General features: G+C 55.6%; 15 protein-coding genes. 7 read left to right on the plus strand and 8 right to left on the minus strand.

The genetic code is table 11. The features are described 5' to 3' along the window. Nucleotides 1-41: 41 nt before the first annotated feature. Nucleotides 42-1484 carry a 2,5-dioxovalerate dehydrogenase gene (gene xacF / locus EIK79_RS03180; protein WP_124953665.1) on the plus strand — a complete coding sequence of 481 codons (1443 nt, stop codon included), beginning with the start codon at nt 42-44 and terminating at the stop codon, nt 1482-1484. A 263-nt stretch (nt 1485-1747) separates the two neighbouring features. Here xacF and xacR read toward each other — a convergent pair whose 3' ends face one another. Further along, nucleotides 1748-2503: an HTH-type transcriptional regulator XacR gene (gene xacR, locus EIK79_RS03185; RefSeq protein ID WP_124953666.1), complete on the minus strand. Its 756-nt coding sequence runs from the start codon at nt 2501-2503 to the stop codon at nt 1748-1750. A 1149-nt stretch (nt 2504-3652) separates the two neighbouring features. Between xacR and EIK79_RS03190 the strand changes: the two genes are divergently transcribed. Then, the gene (locus EIK79_RS03190) at nt 3653-4978 is read left to right on the plus strand and encodes a polysaccharide deacetylase family protein (protein WP_124953667.1); all 1326 of its coding nucleotides are present in this window, start codon (nt 3653-3655) and stop codon (nt 4976-4978) included. 198 nt (nt 4979-5176) lie between these two features. Here the strand turns inward: EIK79_RS03190 and EIK79_RS03195 are convergent, their stop codons facing one another. From EIK79_RS03195 to EIK79_RS03215, 6 genes are all read right to left on the minus strand, one after another. Beyond that, entirely contained in the window at nt 5177-5458 is a 282-nt protein-coding gene (locus EIK79_RS03195) for a PadR family transcriptional regulator (protein WP_124953668.1), read from the minus strand. A 300-nt stretch (nt 5459-5758) separates the two neighbouring features. Further along, nucleotides 5759-5908 (minus strand): DUF7557 family protein, encoded by a 150-nt coding sequence (locus tag EIK79_RS17895; protein WP_185715490.1) that lies wholly within the window; start codon nt 5906-5908, stop codon nt 5759-5761. A 105-nt stretch (nt 5909-6013) separates the two neighbouring features. Then, nucleotides 6014-6925 carry a phosphate ABC transporter ATP-binding protein PstB gene (gene pstB, locus EIK79_RS03200; protein WP_124953669.1) on the minus strand — a complete coding sequence of 304 codons (912 nt, stop codon included), beginning with the start codon at nt 6923-6925 and terminating at the stop codon, nt 6014-6016. Continuing rightward, a complete protein-coding gene (gene pstA, locus EIK79_RS03205; protein WP_124953670.1) occupies nt 6918-8528 on the minus strand; it encodes a phosphate ABC transporter permease PstA in 1611 nt (536 codons plus the stop codon). Before pstA ends, pstB begins: the two co-directional genes overlap by 8 nt. Continuing rightward, nucleotides 8525-9589 (minus strand): phosphate ABC transporter permease subunit PstC, encoded by a 1065-nt coding sequence (pstC, locus tag EIK79_RS03210; protein WP_124953671.1) that lies wholly within the window; start codon nt 9587-9589, stop codon nt 8525-8527. Before pstC ends, pstA begins: the two co-directional genes overlap by 4 nt. 56 nt (nt 9590-9645) lie before the next feature. After that, entirely contained in the window at nt 9646-10749 is a 1104-nt protein-coding gene (locus EIK79_RS03215; protein WP_124953672.1) for a PstS family phosphate ABC transporter substrate-binding protein, read from the minus strand. Between the two features lie 315 nt (nt 10750-11064). Between EIK79_RS03215 and EIK79_RS03220 the strand changes: the two genes are divergently transcribed. The 3 genes from EIK79_RS03220 (at nt 11065) to EIK79_RS03230 (ending at nt 13168) form a co-directional block, all read left to right on the plus strand. Then, complete coding sequence (locus tag EIK79_RS03220) at nt 11065-12030, plus strand: ABC transporter ATP-binding protein (protein ID WP_124953673.1); 966 nt, start codon at nt 11065-11067, stop codon at nt 12028-12030. Then, nucleotides 12027-12815, plus strand: a complete 789-nt coding sequence (locus EIK79_RS03225) for an ABC transporter permease (protein WP_124953674.1) — start codon at nt 12027-12029, stop codon at nt 12813-12815. Before EIK79_RS03220 ends, EIK79_RS03225 begins: the two co-directional genes overlap by 4 nt. 77 nt (nt 12816-12892) lie before the next feature. Next, nucleotides 12893-13168 (plus strand): winged helix-turn-helix domain-containing protein, encoded by a 276-nt coding sequence (locus EIK79_RS03230; RefSeq protein WP_124953675.1) that lies wholly within the window; start codon nt 12893-12895, stop codon nt 13166-13168. A gap of 76 nt (nt 13169-13244) precedes the next feature. Here EIK79_RS03230 and fer read toward each other — a convergent pair whose 3' ends face one another. Beyond that, nucleotides 13245-13880: a ferredoxin Fer gene (fer, locus tag EIK79_RS03235; RefSeq protein WP_124953676.1), complete on the minus strand. Its 636-nt coding sequence runs from the start codon at nt 13878-13880 to the stop codon at nt 13245-13247. 152 nt (nt 13881-14032) lie between these two features. Here fer and EIK79_RS03240 point away from each other — a divergent pair, with 152 nt between their 5' ends. Both EIK79_RS03240 and EIK79_RS03245 read left to right on the plus strand, forming a co-directional pair. Beyond that, the gene (locus tag EIK79_RS03240; protein ID WP_124953677.1) at nt 14033-14218 is read left to right on the plus strand and encodes a hypothetical protein; all 186 of its coding nucleotides are present in this window, start codon (nt 14033-14035) and stop codon (nt 14216-14218) included. A 129-nt stretch (nt 14219-14347) separates the two neighbouring features. Beyond that, nucleotides 14348-15313 carry a formyltetrahydrofolate deformylase gene (locus tag EIK79_RS03245; protein WP_124953678.1) on the plus strand — a complete coding sequence of 322 codons (966 nt, stop codon included), beginning with the start codon at nt 14348-14350 and terminating at the stop codon, nt 15311-15313. Nucleotides 15314-15378 lie beyond the last annotated feature (65 nt).

Here is a 15378-nt window from a genome sequence, read left to right on the forward strand (position 1 = left end):
AACCGTAAGAATAGTATGAGTGAACCATGAATACCAATCTAATGGTGGAGACACGAGAGAACTACATCGACGGTGAGTGGGTTGCAACCGAGACGGGAGAGACGCTCGACGTAACGAACCCTGCAGATCCGAGTGAGGTCATCGCACAGTATCAACGATCTACCGCGGCCGACGCGTCGACGGCAGTCGAGGCCGCTGCCGACGCACAATCGGAGTGGGCAGCCACTCCCGGTCCCGAGCGCGGGCGCATCCTTCGGGCGACTGGAGCGCTCCTCGAAGAGCGCAAATCGGAGCTAACCGATCTCCTGATCGCTGAGGAGGGGAAAGCCCGCCCGGAGGCTGCCGGTGAGGTCCAGCGTGCGATCGACATCTTCTATTACTTCGCAACCAAGGCCGCAGATCTCGGCGGGACGGTGAAAGGGGCAAGCGCGCCCAGTACGAATCTCTACGTCCGAACGGAACCGGTCGGTGTCGCCGCGCTCATCACACCGTGGAACTACCCGATCGCCATTCCGGCGTGGAAGCTCGCGCCCGCGCTCGCTGCGGGCAACAGCGTCGTCCTCAAGCCCGCGTCACAGGCCCCTGGCGTCGTCATCGAAATCGCAGCGGCCCTCGATGAAGCGGGACTCCCGGACGGCGTTCTCAACGTCGTGACCGGTCCCGGTAGCGAGGTTGGCACCGAATTCATCGAAAACGACGGCACTGACCTCGTTTCGTTCACTGGCAGTAGTCAGGTCGGCCAGTTGGTGTACGACCAAGCGACCGACGCCGGAAAACGCGTCCAAACCGAACTCGGCGGGAAGAACCCGACGGTGGTCTCCGCGTCGGCCGATCCGGCAGAGGCCGCCGACATCGTCGCTTCAGGTGGGTTCGGAACCACGGGACAGTCCTGTACAGCGTGTTCCCGCGCCATTGTCCACGAAGACGTGTACGACGACTTCGTTGCGGAACTGGTTGAGCAAGCGGAAACCATCGACATCGGTCCCGGCGACGACCACGAGATGGGTCCGCAGGTAAGCGACGACGAACTGGATTCGACCCTCGAATACATCGACGTTGCCCAAAGCGAGGGGGCGACGCTCGCTACAGGCGGCGGCGTTCCGGAGGGTCTCGACGATGGGTACTTTGTCGAGCCGACCGTCTTCACCGATGTCGAACCCGACATGCGCATCGCCCAAGAAGAGGTGTTCGGTCCCGTCGTCGCCGTGTTGCAGGTCGAGGACTTCGAGGAGGGACTCGACGTGGCTAACGGCGTCGAGTACGGACTTTCTGCCAGTATCGTTACTGACGATCACACTGAAGCCAACCGGTTCGTCGAAGAGGCAGAGGCGGGCGTCGTGAAAGTCAACGAGAAAACCACTGGTCTCGAACTCCACGTGCCGTTCGGTGGGTTCAAACGTTCGTCCTCGGAAACGTGGCGCGAACAGGGCGACGCCGGGCTCGATTTCTACACCATCGAGAAAACCGTCTACGACAACTACTGAATCCGGAATCCGCTGTTTCTTCTTATTCTGCGTCTCCTCCGTCGGTGCTGTTTCGACGCGTATCCGCAGACATGTCGGTGGCACGTAAACTGTGGGGACAACGCAGGAACACACCGTCACCCAATTCTGAAATGCAGAACAGCTGTGGCTCCCGTACAGTGATGACAACGCGTCCAAACGCCCGTGTTCGACCCATCTACGTTAGAGAGCGTCCAAAACAGATTGAAGATCAAATCAGTAATCGTCCAAGATGACAGAACAGACTAGTAGTTGATATTGAGTTCAATGACGTTCGCCGCGCTGAGCACTTTCTCGGGAAGGTCGCCGTGGAGGTCTTGATCGCTGACGCGACTCGCAGGGGCCGAGACGCTGATCGCCCCTAATACTTCTCCCGAGGACGTTCTGACGGGAGCGCCGAGACACCGAAGCCCTTCAAGACGCTCGCCGTCGTCAATAGCATACCCACGCTCGCGGACAGCATCAAGCGCTTGAAACAATTCCTCGCGCGTGCTGATACTCTTTGGCGTCTTCTGCTGGAGACCGTGCTGATCAAGTATTTCTGTGACTCTCGACTCCGGAAGATAAGCGAGAATCGCCTTTCCGAGTGCCGTCGTGTGGAGGCGTGTCCGAAGACCAGCGTACGTATCGAGATCCACCGCATCTGCCCCTTTCGCTCGCATCAAATAGACGCCCATTCCTTGCTCTTCAATGAGTATGTTGGCGAGTTCGCCAGTCTCTGCTGCGAGTGACTTCACTTCAGGCTCGGCCACTTGGTACAGTTCCATTGACTTACGAATTCGACCGCCGACTTCAAGAAACTTCAAACTGAGTTGGTATTCGTCATCGATCTGTTGCACGTAGCCGTGCTTTTGAAGCGTTGTCAAATGGTTGTGCACAGCGCTCTTTCCCATATCGATATCACTCGCCAGTTCGGTCACACCACAGGGACCGCCCTCCATCAACTGTTCGATCAGAGCAAGCGTCTTTTCCGTAGTCCGCACCGGATATTTGGCGTCCATGCGTTCTCCTTTAGTGTCTTTCCGAATAAACGTTCTGTTCTATAGAACAATATAGGCAGCGAAAATAACCAGTATAGTGGTGATCGACGCGGGACGCCCACCTGTCATCATTCATCCAGAGCAGTGCTGATCGTGGTCACCGTAGCCTCCCTCGTGGTGTCAACACACAGTCTACCGGCCGTTTTGAGACTATCAACCGGTGACGACGCGAACTGCAACAGTGTGTCGGATCGCCGTGCCCCCTGCAATCGCATGTCATCGCGGGCTTCTCGTCCCGAATTGCGATAGAGCAAGAGGCTGGCTCAAAGCCGAGCGCGTCGCTCGTTTTCTGGTGAAGAACATTGCAAGACATTTATTTTCACACACCTAACAGTAATACTGAATCGTCTGAACTATAGACGATGCTGTTGTCTGTGGCTCTCTCCCGCAAATAAGACACTGGAGCGCTTGTCCATTACGGCCATACGTTTGTAATGACATCTATCATTACCAAGCACGCTATGTCAGTGGGTGGCTATATACTGAACATATCCGAACTGATTTCTATTGTCCATACGACATCCAGATAGGAGCTAGTTCCGGTAGCTATACCGGTAGAATAGTTTACTCATACGAAAGTAGCTCCACCGACGCCGAGGGGGCGTCAGATATCGATGTGATACTATCTAGTCAGAATGTTATCCAGCAAAGGCATACGATTTTAGCTGATTATAACAGTTTATAGATTCGATATTGTCCGGACAGCTGATCCAGTGCGAACTAACAGTTTCACCGTTTCTTGCCACGCGGAGCCGCGACTGGACACATCAATATTACGAGAGTAATGAATATCAAACGCTGATTTGATCGAGTTATTACTTCTAATGATTACGTTTTGGACACCTCATTCAGTGTCGGAACAGATAGCAATGGCTTTTACGATGTTGTTCGGTCGCCTCCCAGTATCATCACCGATCTTTTTGGATATTCGGCGGTTGAACCACTGTACGGAGTGCAATCAGACCGAAACATGCTGTCAGTCGGTGTGAGTGACATTCGCACGCCGCTTATTCACCAGAACAGCAATCGACACCCACGGATCTGTCGATAGCACGGTAAACGATCGGTGATTCACAAAACATATAGTACGTTGTGCTGGAAGCTTATCGTATGGGAAAAGAATCTACTCGCCGTGCATTTCTCACGACGATGGGTGTCACTGGGGTAGTGTCCTTAGCTGGGTGTTCGTCTCTTCCGGGGGGAGGAGGTGGAAATAAACCCGCCGATCCTAGTGGGACCGACAACGGCACTGCGACCACCACCGCGACCACCACCACCAGCGGCGGTAGCAGTGGCGGCTCCGGTGGCAACAACGCACCGGGCCAATCGGTCGTCGATTTCAGTAGTGTTAAGGATTGGCAACCCGCTGCAGGCAAGCTATCGACCACTACTAAAGACGTGTTTCAAGGGAACCAGTCCGTGGCGCTCGAACCGAAAGGGGGGGAGAACGTCGCCAAGATCACCAAAACGTTCTTCTCCGATTCAGGCGGTGAGAACGCGCTCGATCTCACCAAACACGATCTCTCGCTGGCAGCGAAAATAAAGAAGCCAAATCTGAAGCTTCAGGACACCCGCATGAGGATCGCGGTGAACGTCATCGCTCCAGCTGAGAGCGCCATGGTTACTGCGATTCGTCAGTTCCCGCGTGAACTGGATGGATGGGTTCGGTTCGATCTCGGCTACACGGACAAAACAGGGAATCCCAAGCTAGGGAACGTAACGAAGATCGAGATACAAGTCGGACCACGGCAGGACGGTAAGAAGTTCAAAGTGTTAGTCGACGACCTCCGGAAAGTTCCCAAAGGGAACAAAGGAAAGGTGATGCTCCAGTTCGATGACGGATTTTACACCACCTATGAGAACGCCTTCCCAATGTTAAAAGAGCGGGGATGGCCTGGATCGGTAGCAGTCATTCCGAATGCAGTCAACTCCGAGGAGTACGTGACCTCCCAACAGATGCGCGAGATGTCGAAAGCAGGATGGGACATCGTCGGTCACTACGGCCAACCCCTGTCAACAATGAAGGCTGAACAGCAAAAGCAGGCTCTTCAACAGGTCCAGCAGTACCTCAAGATACAGGGGTTCAAGCAAGGAGCAAAGCACTTCGTTCTCCCGAACCATCGCCTGAACAACGCGGCACTCAAAAACATCGATGAGCTGTTCGAGACAGCGTACCTGCAGGGAGGATGTCCGAACAACGCGAAATATCCGAGTAATCCATCATTTATCTCTAGAATAAACGGGGAATCCATCCGAGGATCCCGTCGGATCATCGATATGGCCGCCGAATTCAACCAGCTCGCTGTTCTTTACTTCCACGAGATTGGTGACGGTGATGGATGGCTGCCGAAAGCAGACTTCAAGAAACTCCTCGATTATATTGAAAAGAAGAATGTCGATGTCATCACACCAACGCAACTAACCAAGAATAAGTGATAATACGGAATCTATCGGTCCTGTTCCCTAAATAACGTCGTGTGGTTTTTTAATTTTATTTTATCATCTTGAGATATTATAATCAACCAACGCCCATTGTTCACGTCGGTAGATACCGGGGGGATATGCGCCTATATTTGGAGTAACTGATACAATATACAAATAAAACTATATTAATGATTCGTAGTGGTTTGGATTTTAGGCCACAGGATCAACGTACTGTGCTTGCCAATCGGTACGGGCGTCGATCTCGCGCTGACCCCGGCGCGTGACCGTGTAGTAGTTCGTCCGTCGATCCCGATGGCCCTTCTCGATTAACCCTTTCTCTACCAATGTGTCGAGATTCGGGTACAGTCGGCCGTGATGAATCTCCTTCTCGTAGTACGTTTCGAGTTCGTCTTTGATCGCAAGTCCGTGTGGATCGTCGCTACCTGCAATGACGTATAACAAGTCTCGTTGGAAACCAGTCAAGTCATACATATCTATCTATGACTAAGATATCATGTCACATATCTCTTTCCCATAACTTCACAGGTATTATTAGTAAGGGAATATGGGTTCGGCCCGGGTCATCACACGCGCTGTGGCGGTTAGGGCACCATGGGACGGCCAGGGGATGATTCCCTCTTTCCGTCGCGCTGGCACAACGCGAGTGTTCCCACTCAGCAGTCGTAACCGGTGTCCGGACCAATTAGTACGGAGAACGGCGAGACAGCTCCGCCTGACGAAGGCGACTAACGGTCCCCTGTCCTTCAGGACGCAGGAGAAGTCAATACTATTTTATATTTCATCACCTGTTTTAAAAAGTGTCAGCTCCGTCGCCTGATAGATGCTGATGAGTTCGGAGACGATCTCATCGTAGCTTTCGTCCTCAACTCGAAGCGCGTCGAGTTGTTCGATTGTCTCTTGGTCAAGGGTAACGTCAGGCATCACTGGCTATTGGGGATGTAACCGGATAAATACTGTCTACGCAGGCAGGAGAGTATGACGCTGTGGTGAGAAACGACTATTAGTGGTGCTCTCGTGTCACGACGATTATCCGAATTTGCCGGTGATGTAGTCTTCGACCCGCTGGCTATTGGGATCTTCAAAGATCGTGTCCGTGTCGTCATATTCGACGAGTTCGCCGCCAGTGAGAAAGACTGCCGTCTGATCCGAGATTCGTGCGGCCTGTTGCATATTGTGCGTGACCACAACCACCGTGTACTCTTGGGCCAGCGATTCGATGAGATCCTCAATCTTCGAGGTGGCGATCGGATCTAGCGCCGAAGCTGGTTCATCCATCAGGATGATCTCAGGATCGACCGCAAGACACCGAGCAATGCAGAGCCGCTGTTGCTGTCCACCCGACAGACCGAGCGCGTTGTCGTCCAATCGGTCGCTGACCTCCTCCCAGAGGGCCGCCTGCCGAAGCGATCGCTGGATCAAATCCTCTTCTTCCTCGGGGTTTGCGTCGCCCAGCAGGCGCGCGAGTAGACCGGTGTCGATGTCGCCGTGTTTGCGCGGCCCGTAGGCGATGTTATCCCTGATGGATTTTGGAAACGGATTGGGGGCCTGAAACACCATTCCGACGCGTTTTCGTAGCTCGACGAGGTTCACGCCGTCTTGGTATATCTCCTCACCGTCAAGCGTCACCGATCCCTCGACCCGAGCGCTGCTGACGCGGTCGTTCATCCGGTTGAGACACCGGAGGAACGTCGATTTCCCACACCCCGATGGCCCGATGAGCGCGGTAACGCTCTTCTCGGGAATGTCCATTGACACCCCCCGCAGTGCCTGATCGCTGCCGTAGTAGACATCCAGATCTGAGACGGAAATCTTGGTCTGGCCGTCGAATTCGTACGCCGACCACTCCGACTGAAGTTCCTCCTCGGTCTCACCAACCGTAGTAGTCGTCCGCTGTTCGTTTGATTCTGCCCGTGTTTGTTTCATATCAATGTCACTCATGCTGGAGCTTCCTCTGGAAGTAAAGCCTGGTTGTGATGCCGATACCGTACAGCGCGAGAACAACAATCAACAGTACGAACGCCGTTCCCCAGCCGAACTGTTCGACGGTGAACGTCTGGCCGGGAACGTGGCCGCTGGTGATTGAGGCGTACAACTGGTAGGGGAGCGCACTCCCTCCGCTCAGTAGCGCCTCGTTGGTTACAAAGGGGGGCGCAAGCGAGAACTCGAACGATCCAAGCACGTTCGGGACTGAGCTGGGAAACGTTGATCTCGGAAACACGAACAACAGCGGTGCGGTTTCACCGGCGATCCGGCCCACGCCGAGAATGATTCCCGTGATGATACCGGGCATCGCTGCTGGAAGCACGACGCTTCTGATGGTTTGCCATCTCGTGACCCCGAGTGCGGCGCTCGCGTCCCGGAACTCGTCCGGTACCGCCTTGATCGCCTCGTAGCTGGTGATGACCACAAGTGGTAACAACATGAACCCGAGCACGAGCTGTCCACCGAGGAGCGATCGGTGGTTGTTACTGATTCGTGGAAGGAGAAATGTGAGTCCAAAAAGACCGAAAACGATACTCGGCGTGCTCCACAGTCCGTTGGTAGCGATCTCCACGAGCTGTGTGAACCGCTCGCTTTCACTGTATTCGGTAAGGAAGATCGCAGCACCGATTCCAAGTGGCACGGCGAAAACGACTGCCCCGATAACCAACCAGAGCGTCCCCACGATGGCGGGCAAGATGCCGTTGACATCGACAAAGAGACCCTGCGTGACGTTCATCAAAAACGGGATCTGAACGTCAACCCATGGGATTTGAATGTTCAGAACGGTGATCGAACCAATTCCCACGCCTGCGTCGGTCAACACGGTGTCGAGTCCTCGAACGACGATAAACCCAACCAACAACACGAGCACCGAGAGCATCCCGAGGATGCTCAACGAGATGAGGAGAAACGCGCCGCTCTGTCGGCCACGAGCACCGAATCCGCTGTGAGCTTTCGCCGCGCTCCAAACACCGATCAATGACGCAACGATTGTGAGTAAGGGAACTACGACCGGTCCGATCAACGTTACTGAGAGATCCACCGGCGTCCACGTCCAGCCGGCGTCGATGATTCCGGCCGTGATGACAGCTCCGACGAACGTCACGAACACGCTTGGTGGAATAGTGGACCCCAACTCCTCGCGGGGAAACACAGCTGCCGTGGCGGCAGCGGTACCAATCCCCGCGGCAGACACCAACCAGCCGGCGGTGCCGAGACCGAACGTCTGGGCACCGCTCAACCCACCAACCAGAAAGCCCAGCAGACCAAACAGCACGCCCGTAAGCAGTCCAGCAGACCGTCGTGGCGTCGCAGCGATTCGACCGGAACGGGCGGCAAATCCGCATGCACCGGTACCAACACCAATGAACAGGAGGCAAACGCCAAGCAGACGGAACAGGCCGACACCCAGAACGTCCGTCTCGCCACCAATCCACTGGAACAGCGCCAGCCAACTCACCGCAAACACAACGAGTCCAAGACCGATGATCGCCACGGTGGCTCGGCTACCAATCGACGACTGCGTCGAAACAAGCTGTGTCTGTCTCTCTGTGCTCATTGCTTCCCACCCAGTTTCCGCTGCATTCTCGATTCAATGATCTGTGAAGCGACACTCAGCGTGAGTACGGTAAGGAATAGGATGACGCCAGCCGCAAACAGCGCGCTCATGTGGGTTCCACTGGCGTTCCCACCCTCAAAGGCGATCACCGTGGTTAGCGTCTCACCAGTTCCCCCGAATACATCGAACAACGGGGAGGGAAATCCCTTGGTGTGGGGAATCATCACTGTCGCGGCCATCGTCTCGCCCATTGCACGGCCGACACCGAGTAACACCGCGGCAGAGATGCCTGAAAACGCCGCCGGGATCGTGACGCTCTTCATCGTCTGCCAATCGGTCGTCCCGACCGCCAACGAGCCGCTTTTCATCGATTCAGGCACAGTCGAGATGGCGTCCTCAGCGACCGTCACGATCGTCGGGAGCGCCATGATTCCGATCACCAGACCGACGGTGAAGTAGTTACCAATCGTCGGCGTCTGAAGTTGGCTGTCGAAAAAGCCGTTGATGATGACGAACCCGATAAATCCGTAGGTGATGGACGGGATGCCTGCCAATAACTCGATTCCGGGCTTGACGATCTCACGAACCGTGGATGGGGCGATCTCGCTCAGAAACAGCGCCCCCGCTATCCCAAGCGGAGCCGCGATAGTCATCGCGATCACTGTTGTCGTTGCAGTACCCACGATCATCGGTGCCAGCGAAAACGTCCCCGAGCCCCACAGCGGTTCATTCGTCCGAATAAGAAGGTCCACCCCCATCATCCGTATGGCTGGAATCGCCTCCCGGACGATGAACGCCACGATGAGACCGAGGGTCATAACGGTCACAACCGTCGCCAGAAACATGAGCCACTTTGCCGTCGTGGGCTGGTAAGCGATCCACCCGACGCCCGCCGCTACGAGGAACCCGAGGAACGGAACAGCAGTCAGGCCCGATCCGGTCAGAAACAGTACAAACGCGATCAATAGACAGCTGAAACCGACTCCCAATACCGCTAACGCACCGTCGTCCTCTGGTCGGTGTCTGTGAACGCGCGTCGAAAGAGTATCAAATTTTGACATTATCATCACGTCTTCGATCGGAAGCTGAATACGTGTGTGGACACTGCGAAAGCAACTCACTCGTATTTGCTCGATTCAACTTTCTTGCGTTGTTGCTTGAGTCGATCCTTCGGGAGCGCGAAGTAGTTGTTCTCCTTGACGAACATTTCCTGCCCGAAGTCGCTCAGGATGAAGTTGAGAAACGCGGCTTCCTTTTTGGAGGTGTCTTCCCACGTGTAAGCGTGAAGGTCCCGCGAGAGCGGGTATTTCTTCGCTCCAAGATTTTTGCCGTATTTATACAACGTGCCATCGATTTTGAGGCCGATCGGCGGCACCTGTCCGTCGGGTTGGACGAACGCGAGTGCCATATACGCGATCGCATTGTCGGCTTGTGAGACGGCCTGTTGGAGTTGCTGATTCTTCCCGTACCGCTGGTCAGGACTGATGGAGGCCTCGGGATCACCGTACACGTTCGATCGGAACGCGGTGTCAGTACCAGAGCCTGTAGCTCGACCAAGCACGAGGATATCCTTATCGGGACCGCCGAGCTCGCTCCAGTTCGTGATCTTTTTGCGGTAGATCTTTTTTAGCTGAGCGAGCGTGATCGTTGTGACGCCCGCGTCTTTGATCGCCTTGCTCACAACGATCGGCTGGCCGTCGACGCCGACCACGTGGTCAACGAACTTCTTCATTTCAGCGTCCGAAACGTCTTTTCCCGAGAGCTCGGCCTGTGCCGAGGCGCTCGCGTCACCGATGTCGATCCGACCGTCCATTACGCCCTCGACGCCCGTACCAGAGTGACTGAGCGCGATGCTCACCCGGAACGGTGGGTTTGAGCGCTTGCCCGTGGTCTCATAGCCGTACTTTTTGGCAAAGAAATCCGCGAGACGGTTGTCGGTGTTGTACGTCTGTTTTGCCCACTTGTTCGGCCAGTAATCTTTATCACCCGGTTCTGGGTTCGAATTCCAGTAGCTCGCTCCCGTATTCATGATCGGAAACACCGTCGATGAACCGTCTCCGGTCAGCGTCGACGTGCCCGTGGTGTCACCAGATGACTGGTCGTTTCCTCCACTTCCTCCACCGAGACAGCCAGCAAGCGCTGTCGTCCCCACCATGCCGGACGTAAGGAGAAATGTACGTCGTGACACCGGTCCAGACAGCCGCTCTGTGTCGTACGCCATCACCCGAGTACAGACAGATCCGTCCTAAAGAGGTTTATAATATGAGTACATCGATGTAAGATGTATATATAATTAAATGATATGAAACACGTGGTATAGTGAGATCTGATAGAAATGAGTAGTATGTAGCAGTATGGTTACCTCTATTGAACGCGCCACAGGGAATCTGCGGCGTGAGCGTTCTGAAACGGATCGGGGTTCGGAGTTCCGCCGGCTCAGGAGCGACAGACGGGTGGACGACCGAAAGCACTCACGGCAGTGGGTCAGCCACACCGACACAACACGTTTAATCGTCTGCCCACCCTATGTATGTTCGTGTCGCTTGCCATTTCTACGACGGATCTCGAAAAAAGCTACGGCAGCGTTCGAGCGCTGGATGGGATCTCTCTCTCTGTCGAACAGGGCGAGTTCTTCGGTCTGCTCGGTCCCAACGGAGCAGGAAAGACGACGTTCATCAACATTCTCGTCGGACTCGTTCGGAAATCAGGGGGAGAGGCAAGCGTGTTCGGTCACGACGTGCAGTCGGAATACCGGGACGCCCGCGATCGGATCGGACTCGCACCGCAGGAGTTCAACGTCGACCGGTTCTTCCCGATCCGGGAAGTGTTGATCCACAAGGCGGGCTACCACGGTATCACCGGCGAAACGGCGAGCAAACGCGCCGACAGGGCGCTCAAAACGGTTGGGATCTATGACAAGCGCAACACGCGGTTCGACTGGTTATCGGGCGGGATGAAGCGCCGCTTCATGCTCGCCAGGGCGCTCGTCTCGGACCCAGATCTGCTCATTCTCGACGAACCGACTGCCGGCGTAGACGTAGAACTCCGCCACGATCTGTGGGAGATCATCACCGAACTCAACGATGACGGCACCACGATCTTGCTGACGACCCACTACATCGAGGAAGCCGAACGGCTGTGTGATACGGTTGCCATCATGGACGGGGGACAGAAGCTCACCGTTGCGAGTCCGGAATCGTTGATGGAACGCGGAAACGACACGATTCGTCTCCAACTCGAATCGCCACCCGTCCGACCACCGGATATCGACGACGAACGCGTCACGGAGATAGAGATGACAGACAACGCCCTCGTGGTGACTGCCCCCACAGGCGGCGCGGTTGCACCTGCGCTGGTTCGCAGCCTCGACCGGCAGGGACACACCGTGGTCGATATGGACATCTCGCGCACGTCACTCGAAGAGGTGTTCGTCTCGCTGACCGGCACTGACGAGGAATCCACATCTGATCCAGAACGAGCCACACCGGAGGGGATGCTATGAGTATTGGTTCCGCTGGGTTGCGGACGCTCATCCACCGGGAGATACTCCGGTTCGTTCGCCGCCCCCGAAACACGTTTCTCCCGCCGGCGATCACGAACGCCCTCTATCTGATCGTGTTCGGTGTGATCCTCGGTGGACGCATCGATGTCGGTGGTGACGTTACGTACATCCATTTCATCCTCCCGGGATTGGTCGTACTCGGTGCGGTCAGCGACGCCTTCCAAAACGCCTCGTTTTCCATCTTTCACGGGCGATGGAACGAGTATATCCACGAAGTTCAGACATCACCCCTTTCGTACACTGAAATGGTGCTTGCGTACGTCGCAGCGAGCGCGCTGCGGGGTACCCTCATCGCCGCGTTGATAACAGGAGTTGGTGTGTTGTTCACGAACGTCATTCCATCGATGACACCGGTCGGATTCGCCCACCCTGTTTACGTCGTCGCGTTCGTGTTCATAATCACGCTGCTGTTCGCAGGGTTCGGCGTCATCGGCGGACTGTGGGCAGAGGACTTCGACCACCTGACCGTGATGAACCAGTTCATCATCCGACCACTGGTGTTCTTCGGCGCGGTCTTCTATCCCCTGAGCGCCTTATCCTCATTTTGGCAGTCCGTCTCGCTGCTCAACCCGATGGTGTACATGGTTGAGGGCGTCCGGTTCGCGTTCCTCGACTTCAGTGACATCAGTCCAGTCGTGTCTCTCGCAGTGCTCACGGGCGCGACCGTTGTCGTCGTCGCAGTCGACGTATGGCTGTTCAAACACGGCTACGGGTTGACTGACTGACGCTAGATCTTTGTTTTCCGTCGAGTGTAGCCCGAGTACTCAAGTAGCTAGCAGACGAAGTCATGTCGTGGTATGGAATGGCACCGCATTGGGATGAGGTGAGTTTCGTCCTTGCCTCGACGTATCGCGTGACCGTCCTCAAATATCTGGTGAATCAGCCAGCAACGCCGTCACAGCTGGCCGAAGACACGGAGTTGTCTATGTCGCACATCTCGCGGGCGCTGGGTGAACTGCGCGAGCAGGCGTTCGTTGAGCTTCTTGTTTCCGACGACCGAAAGAAAGGTCGGGTGTACGGGATCACAGAACAAGGAGCCGAGATCTGGGAGACGATCGAAGCCGAAAACCTCGCATAGCTTGCTCAGGACGCCTGAGTGAGTTGCTCCGTGTCGATAGCCAGCTACGGCAAGCACCTTGTCCGTATCGAGACCCTCAGTCGTTGTGGGCCTCTTCGAACGGGCGGGGTGGCAATCGGAGTTCATCGAGCCGGGGGAGGTGTTTGATGTTGTACACGACCTTCATCGTCTCGGTGATCGGGACGCCGTTACATGAAAGGCGGATCCCACACGCGAGCATCTCCGACGGGAGGATGGTGTTGACCGGCATCGCAAGCTCACCCGCAAGGACTCCAACCGCACAGTTGGCACACGCCCCGCCGCGACAGGCGTACGGCCACACGAAGCCGCGGTTCTCGGCCGCTTCAAGCAGTGACTCGTGTGGATGGACTAAGAACCGTCCGTAGTCAGCTGGATCGAGGTCCGCAGCAGCCGCTTTCTCGAACAGGTCTTCGTCATCGAAGTCCCACCCGTGATCGTCGAGGACTTCGTAGTTGAGGTATTCGACGCGAGACGTTCCATTTCGTCCGGCTTCGTCGTCGGTCCCTTCCTCCTGTACGTCGATGCCGGCGTCGCCTGTGAGCGCCGCGTATGCCGACTGAACACGCTGAAACTCTCTGACCGATCCCCCGTGATCTGGGTGGGACTCTTTCACCCGTCGACGGTACGCACGCTCGATCTGAGCGTCGTCCGCGTCCGCATCAAGTTGTAGCACATCGAACGGGGAGACCATGCGGGTAGTAGTGAACCGACGCGCAAAAGAGTTTGACTGGCCGAAACACCTCTCTCGTTTTCGACCATGACCACTCGGTATATCTGGCACTAAATTAGATCTTATAATATAGAAACGAAACTAATAATACTCTATTCGATAATGTTTTCGTTATGAGCACTCAGCTCAAAGCGATCATTCCGTACGCTGCTGGTTTCAGTGGATTTGTTATTTTGGCGTTCATCGCGTTCGCCTTCCTTGAAGGGACCATGCGATGGCTCGTGCTTGCGATCGGTGTATCAGACGCTGTCATCACTCCGATAGTACTGAAGAAAGCAATAGAAACAGACACGAGCTAACGTTCTCGTCCGAGCGGTGGCTGTCGTTCGATACCACACCACGGAACGCTCGTCCTGAGACGATGAGTTTTTATGCTGTTGGATATCCCTAATATAATAGCGGCAGACGATATGAGGGAATATTCTCAAATGAAGACACAAGAGTACACTGAGGTAACCATCGTTGGCACCGACGACACGGGACTGATAGCGAACATCACGAATCTACTCTTCGAGCGCGGGATCAACATCGAGAATTTGGACCAAGCCGTTCAAGACGGGCTGTTCCGGATGACCATGCACGTCGACACCGCTGAAATGGTTTGTCGGCCGGAAACGCTCCGCGATGACCTTCACGAACTCGGGGAGGAGTTGGGTGTGAGCATACAAATCCGGTTCCCCGCGGAGTCAACAGCCAAACGGCTCGGGATCCTCGTCACCAAGGAATCACACTGTTTGGAGGCGATCTTGGAAGCGAAACGAGACGGAGAACTGGACGCCGAAATCGGGGTCGTCATCGGAAATCACTCGGATCTCGAATCCATTGCCACGGCGCACGACATCCCCTTTTACGATATCGGGGACGAAAACGGCACGCCCGACGAAGAGCAGTTGTTGACGTTGCTTTCGGAGTACGACGTCGATCTCGTGGTTCTGGCCCGGTATATGCGGATCCTTGGTCCTGAAGTCGTGTTCCGGTATGAGCGACAGATCATCAACATCCACCCATCGTTGCTCCCTGCCTTCCCCGGTGCGGAACCGTACAGACAGGCACTCGATGCGGGTGTCAGGATCGCTGGCGTCACCGCACACTACGCGACGACGGATCTCGATCAAGGACCGATCATCACGCAACGGGCGTTCAATGTTCCTGCCGACGCTACGGAAACCGATCTCCAGCGTCGTGGACAACCACTTGAGGCCGACGCGCTTCTGGAGGCGATCAAGCTCCATCTCTCCGATTCCATCTACGTTCATCAAGGGACGACCCACCTCCGGAACGGAGTCGACACCGAGGCGGTGCAGCTCGGAACACCCGAAGAACTGCACAACGCTAATCCGAGCGTGCCGATCGATGAACGGACTGAGCAAAACGTCGAAGCCGAGACAGGGTGACACATAGCGGATAGCGGCGTCAGTGCAGACCCGGATGTTGTCAGTACTGGGAGGAACGTAAGCTA

Origin of the sequence: Halocatena pleomorpha (assembly GCF_003862495.1) — an archaeon.
Taxonomy (GTDB): domain Archaea; phylum Halobacteriota; class Halobacteria; order Halobacteriales; family Haloarculaceae; genus Halocatena; species Halocatena pleomorpha.